The 18692-nt window shown below is 39.0% G+C and carries 9 protein-coding genes and 1 CRISPR repeat array; of the genes, 7 read left to right on the forward strand and 2 right to left on the reverse strand.

What is annotated here, in order from left to right; genetic code table 11:
• Positions 1-32 precede the first annotated feature (32 nt).
• Positions 33-465: direct repeats of the CRISPR family, unit length 36 nt; unit sequence ATCGTATCACAGCAAAGTTTGTAGGGGAAATATGGC.
• Between the two features lie 801 nt (positions 466-1266).
• The 6 genes from FILTAD_RS01255 to pglZ all read left to right on the forward strand — a co-directional run bounded on the left by FILTAD_RS01255 (position 1267) and on the right by pglZ (position 14285).
• A complete protein-coding gene (locus tag FILTAD_RS01255) occupies positions 1267-1875 on the forward strand; it encodes a DUF1819 family protein (RefSeq protein WP_203229614.1) in 609 nt (202 codons plus the stop codon).
• Entirely contained in the window at positions 1872-2456 is a 585-nt protein-coding gene (locus FILTAD_RS01260) for a DUF1788 domain-containing protein (protein WP_124068693.1), read from the forward strand. The genes FILTAD_RS01255 and FILTAD_RS01260 overlap by 4 nt, the downstream gene beginning before the upstream one ends.
• 12 nt (positions 2457-2468) lie before the next feature.
• On the forward strand, positions 2469-6023 hold the full coding sequence (gene brxC / locus FILTAD_RS01265; protein WP_124068694.1) for a BREX system P-loop protein BrxC: 3555 nt from the start codon (positions 2469-2471) through the stop codon (positions 6021-6023).
• 85 nt (positions 6024-6108) lie between these two features.
• Positions 6109-9657: a BREX-1 system adenine-specific DNA-methyltransferase PglX gene (pglX, locus tag FILTAD_RS01270; RefSeq protein ID WP_124068695.1), complete on the forward strand. Its 3549-nt coding sequence runs from the start codon at positions 6109-6111 to the stop codon at positions 9655-9657.
• A 19-nt stretch (positions 9658-9676) separates the two neighbouring features.
• Positions 9677-11356 (forward strand): RNA-binding domain-containing protein, encoded by a 1680-nt coding sequence (locus tag FILTAD_RS01275; protein WP_238988114.1) that lies wholly within the window; start codon positions 9677-9679, stop codon positions 11354-11356.
• Between the two features lie 355 nt (positions 11357-11711).
• A complete protein-coding gene (gene pglZ / locus FILTAD_RS01280; RefSeq protein WP_124068697.1) occupies positions 11712-14285 on the forward strand; it encodes a BREX-1 system phosphatase PglZ type A in 2574 nt (857 codons plus the stop codon).
• Positions 14286-14349: 64 nt separating this feature from the next.
• Here pglZ and FILTAD_RS01285 read toward each other — a convergent pair whose 3' ends face one another.
• Positions 14350-15699, reverse strand: a complete 1350-nt coding sequence (locus FILTAD_RS01285) for a sodium-dependent transporter (protein WP_124068698.1) — start codon at positions 15697-15699, stop codon at positions 14350-14352.
• A 212-nt stretch (positions 15700-15911) separates the two neighbouring features.
• On the opposite strand from FILTAD_RS01285, the gene FILTAD_RS01290 reads away from it, so the two are divergent.
• Complete coding sequence (locus FILTAD_RS01290) at positions 15912-17735, forward strand: YecA family protein (RefSeq protein ID WP_124068699.1); 1824 nt, start codon at positions 15912-15914, stop codon at positions 17733-17735.
• A gap of 93 nt (positions 17736-17828) precedes the next feature.
• Here FILTAD_RS01290 and FILTAD_RS01295 read toward each other — a convergent pair whose 3' ends face one another.
• Positions 17829-18626 (reverse strand): TIGR00266 family protein, encoded by a 798-nt coding sequence (locus FILTAD_RS01295; protein WP_124068700.1) that lies wholly within the window; start codon positions 18624-18626, stop codon positions 17829-17831.
• Between the last annotated feature and the right edge of the window lie 66 nt (positions 18627-18692).

Genomic DNA, 18692 nt, shown 5'->3' on the forward strand with positions numbered 1-18692 from the left:
GCGCAGATGATGAGAATAAACTTCTTTCTATTATCGTATCACAGCAAAGTTTGTAGGGGAAATATGGCATTCAAGATAATGCTTTTCTAATTCCGTAAATCGTATCACAGCAAAGTTTGTAGGGGAAATATGGCGAGCTTAAACGCGGAGGGTGCGAAATTTGGATCGTATCACAGCAAAGTTTGTAGGGGAAATATGGCTTATCGGTTGTAAGTTCATCGTTACGATCCATCGTATCACAGCAAAGTTTGTAGGGGAAATATGGCAACAGACCTTAGCCGTTTAAATTGGGCGTTCATCGTATCACAGCAAAGTTTGTAGGGGAAATATGGCGAGCAAAACAACCTTTGCATCTCCAAGCAAATCGTATCACAGCAAAGTTTGTAGGGGAAATATGGCACTGCCTTCGGCAGAGGATACTAGTTCTTTATCGTATCACAGCAAAGTTTGTAGGGGAAATATGGCCTCGCTCTTTGCCACTAATGTGGCAGGGAAATCGTATCACAGCAAAGTTTGTAGAAGTGATCATTCTCTTGTTGGATGGACAGTATTTACCGTGTTTGTCATAATTATGGCAGCAACATAGTTTACTAAAAAGACCACAACGATGTTTGCGCATCGCTGTGGTGCTCATAATAGACAGGTTCCCAATATGAGGATCAGCGTCACGTAAGGAAACAATTCACCAGAGCTGCCAAACTCAAGGGTGGATTATTTTTTTTGTGACATAGAATACACCAATGTATTCAATGCAACATTTAATGTTGGAAAGTTAATCATGACCACAAGCGTCTCAAATGTAGTCACTTTGCAGCATCGCCCTTCCGTCATTGGGTTATACCGTGACTGGAACAAGAAACAGGAGGCTGACCACCCTTGAAAACATTATTCTATTATTTGTTTATTATAGAATACGTGCGTTCTAGGAGTAGGAGAGAAGTAATTTAATTTGGGAATTATATCACGGTCAAAGCAGAGTAGGATATCCAGTGGAGTACTAGTCATGGGAAAAGGTAAGCAAAATATAGTTGAGGAAGTGCGTCTAGCTTAGACGCACTTTTTCATCGTATTAAAATCTATAAGGGAAATATGGCGTAAGAGAATACAAATTATTGAGAGATTAAATCATCATATTCTCAATTTGATTGTAATGTCACTACTATATTCTCTTACGACTCAAAATATGCCGTAACAATAAACATATATTTTTAAGCACCGCCATATGTTACACTAAAAATAAAAACCGGACCAGAGGAATGTATGAATATGGATAATCTATTGAAATACCGCTCTACTATCAAGTCTCGTCCATTTCTATATAAGGAAACAAAGAAGATGGCGGCGCTTTTGCTTCAAGGTTTGAATGAAATTGAAATAAAAGAGCAAGTCGTAAAGGAGAATATCTTCCAGGTTAACTCGGAGGCGCGGAAACGGGAAATATCATCCGTAATTATAGCCAGACTGAAGCCGCTCGATGATCTTGTTTTGAAAAAAATCGTATACGGTGATATGGACACGAGTAAATTATTAGTTATTTACACAATTATAAAATCAGATCGGCTGTTTTTTGAATTTATGCGGGAAGTATTTAGTGTGAAGTTGTCGACACTTGATGCAATGCTAACAGATTTAGACTTCACATTGTTTTTTGAAAATAAAAAGCAACAGAACGACACAGTCGGATCATGGAAAACATACACATTTTACAAATTGGAACAAGTTTACACACGAATTCTCGGTGAGGCGGGTCTGTTAAGGAAAAAAGACAAACAACGTGAGATTGTATATGGGATAATGGATATAGATGTAAGGGATCATCTTATTGGAATTGGGGATCGAGTGTATATTGAGTTATTGGTAGGTGAAGTGAAATGATGTCAATTCAAGAGCGGCTGGATGCAATATTGCCGAAAATTATGTCCCCGACATTCCGGGATAGTAAAGGAATGGGCAACGAAGTGGGTTACCATATTTTCGATTATGATCCGATACACGAAATGCTTGTCCAGGATCACATTCTATATATGAAAGAACAGGTTAACGGCAAAAGGAATGGCCTTACGATTCGTGAATTTGATTTATATGAAGTGACCATTGAGATTCTAGTGCAAAAAGGTTATCTTCAAAAGAATTTTAATATGGAGAAAAAAAAGGGGAGCGACTTCGTTTTGAACGCGACCCAAAAAGTGTTAAGACTTACGCTGAACAATGATTTAGTCATTGAATATATAGCGAATCGGATTCAGCCAAATGACATCGTCTTCTTGACGGGTGTTGGAAAAGTGTTTCCCATTATCCGATCACATACGATTTTGAACAATATACATAAAGCGGTCGACCAATTACCTGTAGTGATGTTTTTCCCGGGTCAATATGATGGACAAACATTAATGCTTTTTAATGAATTGAAAGATGACAATTACTACCGTGCATTTCCACTGATTGATTATAGATAGGAGGATTATACCATGGAAATTAAAAAAATGTTTGCAAAATCGATTGAGCGAGATATTAAAGGGGTTATTAAAATTGGCAATGAAAACGACGATATTCACCAGGAATTAGATGAGTATGTTGTAACGAATGAATTGGAAAAACACATAGGAGACTTCTTTTCTTCCTATAAAAAAGGTGTGAATGGTCATACTGATGAGGTAGGGGTATGGATTTCGGGTTTCTTCGGATCTGGGAAATCACATTTCTTAAAAATTTTATCGTATTTAACCGGTAATGCATCGGTAATGGGTCAAAAAGCAATCACCTATTTTGATGATAAAATCCAGCATACAGGTATTTTAGATGATATGAAATTGGCTGGCGAGACGACAAAAGACATTATTCTTTTTGACATTGATGCTAAAAGTGAATCGGATGCGAAAAATGATAAAAATGCCATTGTCAAAGTGATGAATAAGGCATTCAATGAAATGCAGGGCTTTTGTGGAGCAATTCCTTGGATTGCCGATATTGAACGACAAATGCTAAAAAGGAACGAGTACGATAGTTTCAAAGAAACGTTTAAAGAGATTTCAGGGAATGAATGGATCGAGACACGCGAGGACTTTTATTATGAAGAAGATGCCATTATTAAGGCACTTTCAACAACAACGAAAATGAGTGAGGATGCTGCACGGAATTGGTTCGAACGTGCGGAAAGTGAATATACAATTAGTATTGACCGTTTTGCGCAGCGTGTGAGTGATTATATAGCTGCAAAGGGTGGAAATCACCACGTTTTGTTTTTTATCGATGAGATTGGTCAGTATATTGGGGAAGACTCACAGCTCATGCTGAATTTGCAAACAATCATTCATGAATTTGGCTTGAAATGTAAAGGAAAAGCATGGGTAATCGTTACAAGTCAGGAAGATTACGATTCCTTTATGGCTGTAAAAGGGAATGACTTCTCAAAAATTCAAGGGCGTTTCGATACGAAACTCAGTTTATCGAGCGCTTATGTCGATGAAGTGATTACAAAGCGATTGTTGCTGAAAAACATGTATGCGCAGGACATGCTAACACTTATGTACCAGCAAAAGAGTTCAACGATCAATAACTTATTAACGTTTTCAGAACAAACAGCGACGATGAGAAAATATGGAAGTGAACAGGAATTTGTAGATGTCTATCCATTTATCCCATACCAGTTTAATTTATTACAACGGGCCATTACGGAAATCGCCAATCATTCGAACACGAGTAAGCATCAGTCACGCGGTGAGCGTTCGTTACTAAGTTCGTTTCAAGAAGCGGCTCTTCAATACGCGGGAGAAGATGAAGGGACGCTTGTACCCTTTTCTACTTTCTATCGCCCAATGGAATCTTTTCTTGAATCGAGCGTTCGTACAGTCATCATTCATGCGTCAAAAAATGAGCATTTAACAGTATATGATGTTGAAGTACTAAAACTCCTATTCTTAATGAAGTACGTGAAGGAGGTACCTTCTACACTAGAAAATATCGCTACTTTGATGGTGGATCATATTGACGTGGATAAGATTGAGCTGAAAAAGAAAATTGAGAAATCGCTCTTACGCTTAGCCAAAGAAACCCTTATTCAAAAGAATGGTTTCGAGTACATATTTCTTACAAATGATGAGCAAGATGTTGACCGAGAAATTAAAAATATTCACATCGGCACAGCGGAGGTTATTCAAAAAATAGGTGAAGTATTGTTTGGGAATATTTACACGGATAAAAAGTACCGCCATTCGCAGAAGGACCACTTTGACTTTAATGAGCTGATTGATGACCGACCAATTGGGTCACAATCCCATGATATTGGGTTACGTATAGTAACGCCTTATTTTAATGTAGGAACTGACCTTGATTCAGCTGAATTACGGTCCATATCTATGCGTGAAACAAACGTGATTGTTCATCTGCCATCAGACACATCCTACCTGGAGGAAATGGAAGAGGTATTAAAAATCCAATCATATTTGAACATCAAAAGTGGTGTGTCACTTTCACAAGTTATTGAAGACATTAAAGTACGAAAATCACGTGAAGTGACAGAACGAAAAAGCCGTGTACAAACATTTTTAACAGAGGCTTTGAAATCGGCTGATATTTATGCGAATGCACAGCAATTGAGCATTAATGCCAAAAATCCTGTTGAGCGAATTAATGAAGCGTTCAAAATGCTCATCAATGCGTTATACCACAAGCTCCCGTACATGACGCATCACATTGAATCGACAAAACAACTCCAAGAATTATTGGAGCAGCCGTCCATACAAATGGCAATGCTAGGTGAGTTAGAGGAAAATCAACTTGCATTACAAGAACTAGATACCTATATAGAACGTTTAAGTTCTCGGAATCAGCCACCCACTGTGAAAAACATGACGACCCATTTCTCAAAACAGCCATACGGTTGGAATGAAATCGACACAACCGGGCTATTGATCCGATTATATAAAACGCAGCAGGTGAAGCTATTATTGAACAATTCTTATTTGCAGCCGGAAGATAAAGAGATGCTGTCTTATCTAACGAAACGTGATTACGTCGATCGAGTTGTTGTGCAAAAACGTGAACGTATATCATCGCTGATAATAAAAGGTGTAATGGATTTAAGTCGGGATCTCTTTAATGTAACCGCATTACCGCAGGACGAAGACAGCCTTATGGAGACGTTTATACACTTGCTCAAAAAGGAAAAAGAGCATATAGGTACGCTCATCGCCCATTATGCCCATCGTAATTACCCTGGTGAAGAAGTTTTAATAGACGGAGAAAAGCATATCAAGGAGTTACTGGAGATACGGGACACCGCTACATTCTATGCCAAAGTTCGTGAACTACGTAATGAGTTGAAAGCGTACGCGACTAATGTTGAAGAAGTGAAAAACTTTTTTGATAATCAACGTTCCATTTATGACCGTGCCCTTGATAAGCTTATGTTGTTTGAAGGTAATGCAACGTATGTCAATGATGAAGAACTGTTGAAAACTGTAGATCAGATGAAGAAAGTCATCAGACATAGGGAACCTTACGATACGATTCAACAGCTACCTGACCTTTATCAGTCTTTTGACGATCGCTTTGTTGACTTACTAAAAGAAGAATGTAAACCGATTAAAACAAGCATCGAAGAAGACCAGCATGTGGTGATAGAGGAGTTAGAACTACACCCCAATGTAAAATCAATCTTTGTGGAAAATGTACGGGATCAATTTCTTTCGTTAAAGGATCGTTTAGAAAGTGTAAATAACTTTTATGAAGCGATTGCTATGCAAACAGAAAGTGATCGGTTGAAAGTCCGTTTTATGCATGCGATTCAGCAAAAGTTAGCCGAACTCAGTGCGGTACCTGTTCAGATAGAGCCCGAAGATGATTCCGCGGAGCCGGTACAACCAACAAAACCAGCAAAAAAGACAAAAACGATAAGTAAAATGACCATGCTTCGCGGCACAACGAAAATCGAGTCCCATGAGGACATTGATAAATTCTTACAAGATCTTCGGGCGAAACTAGAGGCAGAGTTTGATGAGGATACGATAATTACATTAGTATAACTTGCTTCGGTGAAAGAAATTACACCGAAGTGCAATTGATACTGGGAGAGCACGCTCTCCCTTTTTTTGCAGAGGGGGAGAATGAATGAACAAAACAGCGATTAAAAACTTTGCCGTTACTGCTAGAAGAAAGTTAATAGCAGATATTACGCAAAAAGCGTATCAATTAGGGATTACGCAAGAAGAGATTAAACAACCTGAACTATTCGAAGAAGGCTTCCGGATCAATCAACAACTTTATAAGAAATATGAAATAGAGCAACGTCAAAAACTCATTGATGAAATATCGGGTAAAGGCTTCGACCACGTGATTGAAGAAGTTGCCTACACTTGGTTCAACCGCTTTATCGCCATTCGTTTTATGGAAGTAAATGATTATTTACCGACGGGGATACGCGTCTTTTCTTCTTTGATTGAAGGAAAGACGGAGCCTGACATTGTCACGGAAGTAAACTTAGTTGTGGATGAATTGAATTTAGACCAACCGATTGTCTATCGACTTCAGGATGAGGGCGATACGGCCGATTTGTTCAAGTACGTCTTAATTAGACAGTGTAATAAGCTTGGTAAAATCATGCCTGGCATGTTTGAGAAGATTCATGATTACACGGAATTGTTGCTACCGGACCAATTGCTCGTTGATGGGTCCGTCGTGAGAGATATGGTAACAATGATTGGCGAGGCAGACTGGAAGCAACAAGTCGAAATCATCGGTTGGTTGTATCAGTATTACATTTCTGAGAAAAAAGATGAAGTATTCGCGGGGCTGAAAAAGAATCAGAAAATCACCAAGGAAAATATCCCAGCTGCGACACAGTTGTTCACACCAAAGTGGATTGTTCAGTATATGGTTGAGAATTCACTCGGGCGTCTTTGGTTGGAATCACACCCCGATGATGTATTACAACAACAATGGGCGTATTACCTGGAAGAGGCCGTGCAGGAACCAGCAGTTCAGGCAGAATTAGAAACATTGAAAAATCCAAACTTGAAACCAGAAGACATTACGGTTCTTGATCCATGTATGGGTTCGGGCCATATTTTAGTCTACGCATTTGATGTACTTCATGAAATTTACGTATCCGCCGGTTACGCAAAAAGGGATATTCCGAAACTCATTTTGGAAAACAATTTGTATGGTTTGGATATTGATGACCGTGCATCACAACTTTCTTATTTTGCTTTACTTATGAAGGCGTGCAGCTACACTCCGAGGATTTTGGATGAAACTTTAATCATGAATGTATGTGCGATTCAGCAAAGTAATACTATCAATAAAGATGATGCCAAAAACGTTATTGAGCAAAGTGATTTTGAGGGGGATAAAGAATCTTTACAACAAGACGTAGAGTATATTCTAGATGTTTTTTATGATGCGAAAGAATTTGGATCGATTCTTGATGTGGCTATTGTGAATTTTGAACAGCTAGACGAATGGCTTAAGTACCTACAAAATGAAGCGTTCAATGATTTGTTTTTGGATCAATATAAAGAAAATCTATTGGAAGAATTCCCGCCATTCCTTCAACAGGCGAAAATCATGAGTAGTAAATATGATGTAGTTGTTACGAACCCACCTTACATGGCAGCCGATGGGTTTAATGCAACCCTTGATAATGAATTAACTAAAAGATTTCCAGATTCTAGAACGAATTTATATTCAGTATTTATGGAGAAGATTAAAAGCTTCAATATTAATGCGGGATACAATGCAATTATTACGCAACATTCTTGGATGTACATTACTTCATTTAAAAAGTTGAGAACAAAGTTAATTGATAACCAAACAATCTATAATATGGTTCATTTGGGGACAAAAGCTTTTGAAGAGATAAATGGTGAAAAAGTTGAAACTACAAGCTATGTCTTAAGAAATATACAAAGTGGTTTTTACTGTGGCGCGTACGTTCGACTTGTTGACTATAAGAATTTTAGACAAAAGGAAAGTGAGTTTTTCAATAAGGATAATAAATACTTTTATGTTCAGAAAGAGTTCAACAGTGTAAAAGGAAGCCCTATATCTTATACAATGACCAAAATCATTCGTGAAATATTTTTGGGAAATGATAATATTGGAAGTGTTTCTTATCCGAAAAAAGGAATGTTCACGGGTGGAAATAAGAAATTTATAAGACAATGGTATGAAATTGATATTAATTATTTTTCTGATTCTATAAGTGATTTATCGAATGCCTTTATGAGTAAATTGAGATATTTCCCACTTAATAAAGGTGGAGAATTTCGTAAATGGTATGGCAACAGGGAAAACGTGATAAAATTCGATAAAGAAAATTATGAACTGATAGATAAAAATGGGGGACATAGATCTCCGCAGTTTTACTTTAAGAAATCTTTGTCGTGGTCAAAGGTAACGAAAAAAAGTTTATCATTTAGATTTACGCCACATGGAGCTATTAACAATGATGCTGGTATGGCGATTTATCAAAAAGAACTAGATATAACTATGTTAATAGGGTTGTTAAACACAAAGGTTATTCAAAAAGTAATTAGTTATTATAGTGACACAATGAATTATACACAGGGTGATATTGTTAAAATTCCTTTTATTGACTACGGTGGAAATGGTGTTGTTATACAAGTAATAGAGAAGTGTATCGCTATTTCGAAAGAAGACTGGGATTCTTTTGATTTGTCATGGGATTTTAAACGACACCCATTACTAGTTCGATTTAAAGGGGAAAGAACAATTGAAAGTGCTTTTCGGGCTTGGGAGCGGGAAGCAGAGTATAGATTTAATATATTGAAATCTAACGAAGAGCAGTTAAATGAGATTTTCATTAAGCTATATGGACTTGAAGATGAACTAACTCCGGAAGTTGAAGATGCTGATGTGACAGTTCGAAAGGCCGATTTGCCTCGTGAAGTAAAATCCTTCATCTCTTACGCAGTGGGCTGTATGTTTGGACGTTATTCATTGGATCAAGAAGGCCTTGTATTTGCAGGTGGCGAATTTGAACCTAGTAAGTATACAACGTTTGTTGCGGATGTTGATAATGTGATTCCGATTACGGACAATCAGTATTTTGAGGATGATATTGCAGGACGCTTCTTTGAGTTTGTACGGATTACGTTTAGCGAGGAAACGTTTGAAAAGAATTTGGACTTTATTGCAGAGGCGCTTATTAAACGTGCAACGGAGACGTCAAGGCAGCGAATTCGTCGTTATTTTTTAAATGAGTTTTATAAGGATCATGTGAAAATGTATCAGAAGTGCCCGATCTATTGGCAATTTGATAGTGGGAAAAATGACGGGTTTAAGGCCCTCGTGTATATGCATCGCTATGAGCCGGGACTCGCCGCACGCGTACGAACGGATTATCTTCATGTGCTTCAGAAGAAATATGAAGCGGAAATGGTTCGATTGGATATGATGTTGGAAGAAGAAGTATCAGTAACTGATAAAGCGAATGCGAAAAAATGGAAAGAAAAGTTGCAAAAGCAATTGTTAGAATGTCGACAATATGATCAGGTTATTGCACATATAGCCTATCAAAATATTGATATCGACCTTGACGATGGCGTTAAAGTGAACTATGCGAAGTTCCAGCAAGTTGAAGTACCACAAGGTGAGGGGAGAAAGTCGGAAGTGGTGAATGTATTGAAGGAAATATGACGAAGCTTATTATTCGGAGGTGAATAATTTGAATGAACTAGAATTGAAGAACTTGTTAAATGAATTTAGAGGCCTCCCCGCTGAAAATGAATGGGTTGAATTTAAAGAAGCAAAAAATGATTATAGTTTTGATAACCTTGGGCAATACTTCTCCGCCTTAAGCAATGAATCAAATTTATTTTCTCAAGAATTTGGCTGGCTCATTTTTGGCGTTGAAGATAAAGAAAAAAAGATTGTTGGTACTAAATATAGGGAAAAGCGTTCAGAACTAGATCGTTTGAAACATGAAATTGCTCAGAGTACGGGAGGACTTACATTCATAGAAATACATGAACTCTTCTATCCTGAAGGAAGGGTTGTAATATTTCAAATTCCCGCTGCACCTAAGGGCATTCCAACACCGTGGAAAGGTCATTATTTCGGTAGAAGTGGTGAGTCCAAGGTAGCGCTTAATATGCAAGAAATCGAACAAATTCGAGGTCAATCTCAATATAACGACTGGTCCGCCGTTGTTCTGCCAGAGGTAACGATTGAAGATTTGGACAGTAAAGCGATTCAGCGTGCTAGAAGCGAATATAAAAAGAAAAATCCTCGTATAGCTGATGATGTGGATAGTTGGGATGATTTTACTTTTTTAAACAAAGTGAAATTAACGATTAAAGGCCAACTGACTAGGGCAGCAATATTATTACTTGGAATTCCCGAATCGGAACAATACTTGGTGCCCGCATCGGCAAGAATGACATGGATTTTAAAAGGGGAACATAATAACGAGTTGGATTATGAACATTTTGGTCCGCCATTACTATTGAATACAGATGAATTGTTTTCAAAAATACGTAATCTAAGGTATCGTTATATCCCTGAGCAAAGTTTGTTCCCACTTGAGATCTATCAATATGATTCTTATGTAATTCGTGAAGCTTTACACAACTGTATTGCGCATCAAGATTATACACTTCATAGTAGAATTAATGTTGTAGAGAAACCCGATGAACTTATTTTTACCAACGTTGGAGATTTTATTCCTGGAAACATTTCCAATGTAATTCATAGCGATACACCACAAGAATTTTATCGAAATCGTTTTTTAGCTGAGGCAATGGTAAATTTAAATATGATTGATACGATTGGTTCAGGCATTAAGAAAATGTTCAATGAGCAGAGAAAGAGATTTTTTCCGATGCCTGATTATGATTTGAGTAATCCAGGTAAAGTTGTTGTGAAAATTCATGGAAAAGTGATTGACTACAATTATACCCGTGTTTTGATTAATAATTTGAATATGGATTTAGATGCTGTCATTGCATTAGATAAGGTTCAAAAGAAACAGCAAATAACAAAGCAAGAACTAGCAATGTTACGTAAACTAGGAGTCGTTGAAGGGAGAGCATCAAATCTATACGTGTCAGCAGAGATTGCCGAGATTACAGGCGATAAGGAAACTTATATTCGAAACAAAGCATTTAATAGGGATTATTACAAGCAAGTAATCCATTCTTATCTCGAGCAATATCACCAAGCTACTAGGGAAAATATTAATAACTTGTTAATGGATAAAATTTCGGATTCTTTAAATGAGAAGCAAAAAAATAAATATATTGGTAATTTGTTATATGATATGTCGAAAAAAGACAAAAGTATAGTGAATATAGGCTCGCCCCGTTATTCCAAATGGGTATTGAACGATAAGTCTTAAAACTTTTAAAATGAGATTCAGGACTGTTTATTATTCCATGAGAACGACTAATCTTGGGATCTTTTCAAAACTTTAATATGTATTAAATTTAAACAAAGTTATTGCCAAGTTTTAAAAAGTTTTAGAAATAAGTTATTAAAGCTGTGGAAAGTCTCTAGGGCTGCTGATATGACAGGTTTTTTCTATAACTAATGGATAAAAACTAAAAGAACTAAGTTAAACTTAAGTTTTAGGATATTATAAAATGAATATCCTACGGCGGGCGGAAGTTTATTTGAAAGAAAGAAAAAAGAAGACGAAATAAGGACAGTGACTAGAATTGTGTACTGCCCTTTTTCATTTGGAGGTGAATCTGATGAAAATGTCTGAAATACAGTTATTATTGAAAGCCTCGTTTGAAAAGGAGCTTCTAAACCATCAAAAACGACATGTCGTCTTTTGGTATGACGCGGAAGGAGAATTCTTGGAAGACATAAAGGAATTAGTACTGGAAGGTGTCTGTATTTGGATGCTAACGGAAAATAACTTGTTCGCGACTAAGTATGAATTAGAAACGGTGGATCCCGGTTCACATTTCTTGTTATACGCGAATATGGAAAAGCCAGCGCCGCGTGAAGATTGGTTGCTGTCGATTTTGAAAATGGGTTCTGAATTCCAGACGGATCGGGTGACGATTATGATGCGGGAACTTGGGATAACGGATGATACCTTGCGTCCTGTTTTTAAGAAATATACACGGTTTTTCAATAATAGGACAAGGTATTCGGCGTTTACATCATATAAAACAAACCGTTATACGGAGGAAATGATTGATCTTACCGTTCTCGCGGCTTTGGTAAAAAGTCCCTTCAATACACTTGACGATATCATACGTACACTATTCAAACTGCACGGGGATGAAATGCATATAGCATGGAACATTATCGAGAAGTATGGTGATATTGAAACGTTTTGGCTTCTTGCGGAGCGTTATTATGGGTATTCATTGAAAGAAAAATCACTATCCTCGTTACTGAACCATTTTGTTTTGACTTATTTGTCAGAACAGGTCTCTTTCATCGATTTCCCTGATAGTTGGCAACAATATGTTTCGAACAAACCAACGAATGCAATAATCTATATAGATAGCTGGATGAATCATCGCACGGATCAATCTATTTTCAATGAGCGGATGGATGAGTTGTCCGAAGTTTTAAATGTTAATGCTTCAATAGAGGAATGGGAAATAGAAAAAGTTGCTGAAGCAGATACCTTTCGTGCGTTCGATGAGAATGTGATCCATTATTTGCAGAAACAGTTGATTTCGGGAGCCAATCAGTTCGATTCATATGAAGAACTGATCAAAAAAAGAAGACGTTTACATTGGTATCCCGAGTATCAACATGACTATGAAGCGATTGAGTATGCTAGGTGTCTAAGTAAGTTTGCACATGAGAAAAACCGGCATATACCCGAACAGCCTGCTAATGAGCTGTTCCAACTGTACGAAAATGATTATTTTCAAGCGGATCTGTATTATCGGAAATTCTATACTGCCTATGATCGAGTGAAGAATAAGGAACGTTTGTCGGCACTTCAGACGATTGTTGAGGATTTGTATACGAACTGGTTTTTGCAGGAGCTTTCGGTGAAATGGACAAGCAGTTTGGAACGACAACAGCATCAGGGCTGGCCCTTAAAGGAGATTGAACAGCAGTCAAATTTTTATCGTACATATGTACAACCATACGTTTCAGGGGGAGAAAGACTATTTGTCGTTGTGTCCGATGCACTTCGATTTGAAGTTGCAAAAGAACTTATCGATACGCTGAATCATGAACGAAAAGCATCCACAACATTGAAAGCCATACAAAGTGTTGTACCCTCTTATACAGATCTTGGAATGGCGGCCTTACTCCCGCATAATAAGATTAGATATGAGGGTCAAGACGTTTTTGTCGATGGGATACGTGCTACCGGAATCGCGAACAGGAAAAAGATTCTGAACCGGTCTGTTGAAGAAACATTTGCGCTAACCTACCAGGATTTTATCGTGAGAAGTAGAAGCGAATTACGACAGTTGTTAGTTGGCAAAAAGCTTATCTATATTTATCATAATGAGATTGATGCAAGAGGCGATCATGCGGCAACTGAAATGGGTGTCTTTGAAGCTGTCGATGACACGATGAATGATATCCGGCTTATTATCAATCAGCTAGTGAATGCTGTAAGTGCATCGACAATCATGATTACTGCCGACCATGGTTTTATCTATCAGCGAGATCAATTAGAAAAGCGGGATAAAATACCGAAAGAAGTAGATGACGCACGTATATCGACACGTAGATTTATATTGTCTGACCAAGAAGTGAATGTAGATAGCACATTGACCTATTCCATGGATTACATACTAGAATCTGACCAACAGTTGTATGCTACGGTTCCAAAAGGAGCTGACAGGTTTCAAGTGCAGGGGGCAGGTGCGAATTATGTACATGGCGGGGCGATGCTTCAAGAAATTGTTGTGCCGGTCATCACGTTTAAGAATGACCGTAGTAAACATTCAGGGAATGATCTTCGAAAAGTAGAAGTGAAATTGACGAACCCGGTTCGGAAAATTACAGGTATCATCACATATTTGGAGTTTTTCCAAACGGAGAAGGTTGAGGGGAAAAGACGGCCGAATCGATTACTTGCTTATTTTGTGAATGAAGAAGGGCAGCGGATTTCCAATGAGAATATCATTATCGCGGATAGTCCTTCGGGGGATCCACGCGACCGAACATACAGGGAGAAGTTTGTCTTTAGAACAATGCGCTACAATCGAAAAGCCCGTTATTATTTGATACTTCAAGAAGAGGAAAAAACGCCGCATTCGATTTATGATAAAATCCCATTTTCAATTGATATAACAATTTCAGAGAATGGTAGTGATAAACACAGTGATTGAAAAGCGGAAGCATCTCGATGTATAGAGAGGCTTCCGCTTTTTCAATCCCCTAAACAAAACCACATCACCATTTAAAAACACCCAAAGCATCCAAAAACACAATCACAATAGCAAGAGGAGCCACATATTTCAATAAATAAAACCAGCCCGTAAAAAATAACTTCCCTACATTCGAGCCTTGTCTCATTTCCTCAAACAGCTCACTCTTCGAAAGTTTCAACGGAATGAAAATAGAAATCAACAGCGCACCAAGGGGCATCAACACATTACTCACTGTGAAATCGACCAAGTCGAAAAATGTCTTATCAAAGATTTTAACATCAGCCATGACTCCGTAGGACAAACAAGAAGGGACGCCTACGACAAAAATGGCCATGCCGATAATCCAAGTGAACCTTTTGCGTTTCGATGGATCATTTTTAGTCATCGTCGCAACAATGATTTCGATCATGGAAAAAGCCGAAGTAAGAGCAGCAAATAAAAATAAAAGCAAAAATGCTATAAAGAACAAGACCCCAAACGGCATTTGGTTGAAAACGGCGGGCAGTACGGAGAAAATCAATGTCGGACCTGCATCCGGCTCAAGACCGAATGAAAATACACCCGGAAATATAGCTAACCCAGCTAATAATACGATGACAATATTCATGGAAATAATCGATATCGCAGAACTCGGCAAGTTTTGCGTTTTAGGAAGATAAGAAGCATATGTGACCATAACGGACACGCCTAAAGTGAGTGTGAAAAATGCCTGTCCAAGCGCGAACAAAATAGTTTCCGACGTCAATTTAGTGAAATCTGGAACGAGCAGAAACTTTACCCCCTCCAGAGCGCCATCCAAACTAAGGGAGCGAATCACTAAAATGATGAATAAAACCAGTAAAGCGGGCATCATGATTTTACTCGCTTTTTCAATCCCTTTTTGAACCCCTTTAGCGACAACTACGATAGTTAGTACGATAAAGAATAATTGAGCAACCAGTGTAGAGAATGGGTTTGAAATAATCTGACCGAATAACGGACCGAAATCCTCTGTCGCAAGACCAGCCGTGCCTCCGCTCAACGCCTTAATCAGGTAAAGAATAATCCACCCGCCTACAACGCTGTAAAAAGATAAAACTAAAAAGCTGGAGATGACGCCGATTATTCCCGTAACATGCCAGAAAGAGCGGGGTGCCAGTTTTTTATAGGTCGAAATGGCATCACTTTGACTTTTACGTCCAATGATAAATTCACCGATTAAAAGCGGTAATCCTAATAACAGTGTGAATAGCAAAAAGACAAGTAAAAAAGCACCGCCCCCACCCGTACCTGCAACATAAGGGAACTTCCATATCGCCCCCAGTCCAATTGCCGAACCGGCAGCCGCCATGATGAATCCTATTTTTGACTTCCAATGTTCTTGTTGTTCCATAGTGTCCAATCCTTCCGATAACCAATCAATTCTTATATTGACTACTCTTCATCCTAACGTAATCATGGGTTGCTGTCACCCAACTAACAGGGGTGAAAAACTTGATTGCCAATAGCTGAATGACAAGTCAAATCAGCGAGGATTGGTTGTTTGGTCTGTTATACTATAAGTAAAGAATCACCGTTTGTTACTACTAAAAGGGGGCGAACAGAATGATTGGAAGAAATGATCCCTGCTCTTGCGGGAGTGGGAAGAAATATAAGAAGTGTTGCGGTTCCAAAGGGACGAACATCGTTGAAATGATTGTAAATGAAGAACTGGATAGAGTGCTGACCGGTTATTTCGATAATTACCCAGAAGGTACAGATCGTGAGAATATGATGAGAGTCATGCGGCAATGGGTGAGTCGTCTATCGGATAGTTGGGAAAAGGATCATATTGAAGAAGCTTCGAGTGAATTTTATTTATTTATCCAACATAAAGAGCTTTGGCATACATATTTAACACAGCAGATGGAGCTGGCAAAACGGGATGCAGTCCTTGCGGTATTAAAGGAATGGAACGAGCCATTCATGCTGCTCGCGGAAATCATACATGCCGATAAGGGGATGCTGACTGTACGTGAATTGTTCAGTGAAAAAAGTTATCAGGTAGCACGTAATGAGGGAATGCCGACAGATCCCGGCACGTTACTGTTTGGAGTTGTTCTACGCGACCCTCGAAAAATGGAAAACGCAATAGCGCCCGTGTCCTCCATGATGTTCCTCGCGAAATGGAGCAAGCAGACAAAGAAATCACTTGTAGAATTACGAAAAGCAGTCGCAGAAAAATCGCCCGAACAATTTTTACTGGACCATGCGCTCGATATATATGAGTTATTCATCAAAAGAAGTATGGCATCCATGAATGAACTTGTGGAAGAAGTGCTTGAACCATCACAACTTAGCGCCCTTACAGCTTTAGACGTGTCACTTCGGGAATTGGAACAAAGTGCGAACTCACAGGAAATTATGCACAAATTAGCAGTTGCTTATTTTTTAAATGACAATAAAGAAGTTCCGATAGAAGGGGATTTCTTGGCAGCTGCTGTGAAAACTGGAATGGAAATCGGTGCAGTCCAAGAAACCGGTCTTACTGAAGACGCGATTATGGAGTTATTTACTGCAACAAATGAAGGGTCTAAACGCTATGCAAAAGAGCTATCCACTTTGTACACGGACATGATGGACAGTGGGGATGAACCGATGGCTGAGCGTGTCTATGATATCGGGACCGATCCACGACCAACGGAAAAAGCGCTTTGGGAAACATCGATGACTACGGGAGGAGTTGTCCAGCCGGAACGTAAGCCCGGCATTGCAAAAGCGCGTGCACAACTCCTTGCATTTGAAGCCTACCTCGCAGAAACGGAAGAGGAACGTCGAAACTTAGCGGAAAAGGCAGCAATAATCGATGCAGCGAATCCCGATGTTCTACTCTTGCAAACGGAAATGGAAGAAGACGCTTCAAAGGTAGTGGAGCTGTATGAAAAAGCAATTGGACATGCAAGTCGTACCTTTGAAGCGGGCGAGAACCCATGGCAAAACATTCCGAACCGCCCATTTATGCGTGCAGCATTTGCCTATGGCGTTCATTTGTTTACAACAAGTGAGTACAATGAGGCCGCATGGATATTCAAAGACTTGCTGAAAATGAATCAAACGGATAACCAAGGTGCAAGGTATGAAGCGGTCGCTTCTCTTATTCATGCGAAACGTTTCACAGAAGCAGCAGAAATTCTTGTTCGCTACGAAAAAGGATCGCAGCACGATGCGACGTATCTGTATCTCGACTGGAAGCTTGAGTATGAAGGATCAGAAGGAAAGTCCGAAAGTGCCGATGATATGCTACAAGCGGCCGCAAAACTGAACGGCCATGTCCATCACTTAATGACGTTCAAGGTGCAGACCATCCCTTATCCAAAGTATGTAACTGTTGAACCGGGAAGTGTCGAAGAAGCGAGATACATTTGGTTATTGCTAAACGGCGGTAAGTAAGGGGTTAAAAAATAAATCATACAATGAAAAAAGAGCTATCCCGTACGCCAACCAACAGTTGACGTATGAGGTAGCTCTTTCGATTTCGTAACGTTATTTCCCGCCTAGCATGTTAAATAGTCCGCCTGCAATACTGCCTTCATCGGAAGATTTACCGCCCGGCGTTTGTGGGGCAGCCGCAAATACTCGACTTGCGAGTCTTGAAAATGGTAATGATTGAATCCAGACGCTACCAGGACCTTTCAATGTAGCGAAGAACAAACCTTCACCACCGAATAAAGCCGTTTTCACGCCTTTAACCATTTCAATATCATAATTTACATCTTTTGTCATTGCAACAAGACAACCAGTATCAACGCGAAGTGTTTCACCGGCACGGAGTTGTTTCTCAATTATCGTTCCGCCCGCATGAACAAACGTCATACCGTCGCCTTCAAGTTTTTGCATGATGAATCCTTCGCCCCCGAAAAAGCCTGCACCGAGTTTGCGTTGAAATTCAATGCCAATCGTTACACCTTTTGCAGCAGCTAGGAACGCGTCTTTTTGACAAACAATTTTACCGCCATACCGGCTTAAATCGAGTGGAATGATTTTGCCGGGATAAGGTGATGCAAACGAAGCATGTTTTTTTCCTGAACCCACATTTGTGAAAGTCGTCATAAACAAACTTTCACCAGTAAGTACCCGCTTTCCGGCGCCCATCAGTTTACCCATAATTCCTTTACCTGAAGAACCTGCACCGTCTCCGAAAATAGTCTCCATCTGGATACCGTCTTCCATCATCATTAAGCTGCCCGCTTCCGCAATAACTGTCTCTTGCGGATCAAGTTCCACTTCTACAAACTGCATATCGTCGCCGTAAAGCTTGTAATCAATTTCGTGATTATTCATGTTTGCCTCCATTAATACTCTATTTGTTAGTTATTTATACGTTCCGATTTGCCAAAGGTTTCATCG

The organism is Filibacter tadaridae (genome assembly GCF_900609045.1).
GTDB classification, from domain to species: Bacteria; Bacillota; Bacilli; order Bacillales_A; family Planococcaceae; genus Sporosarcina; species Sporosarcina tadaridae.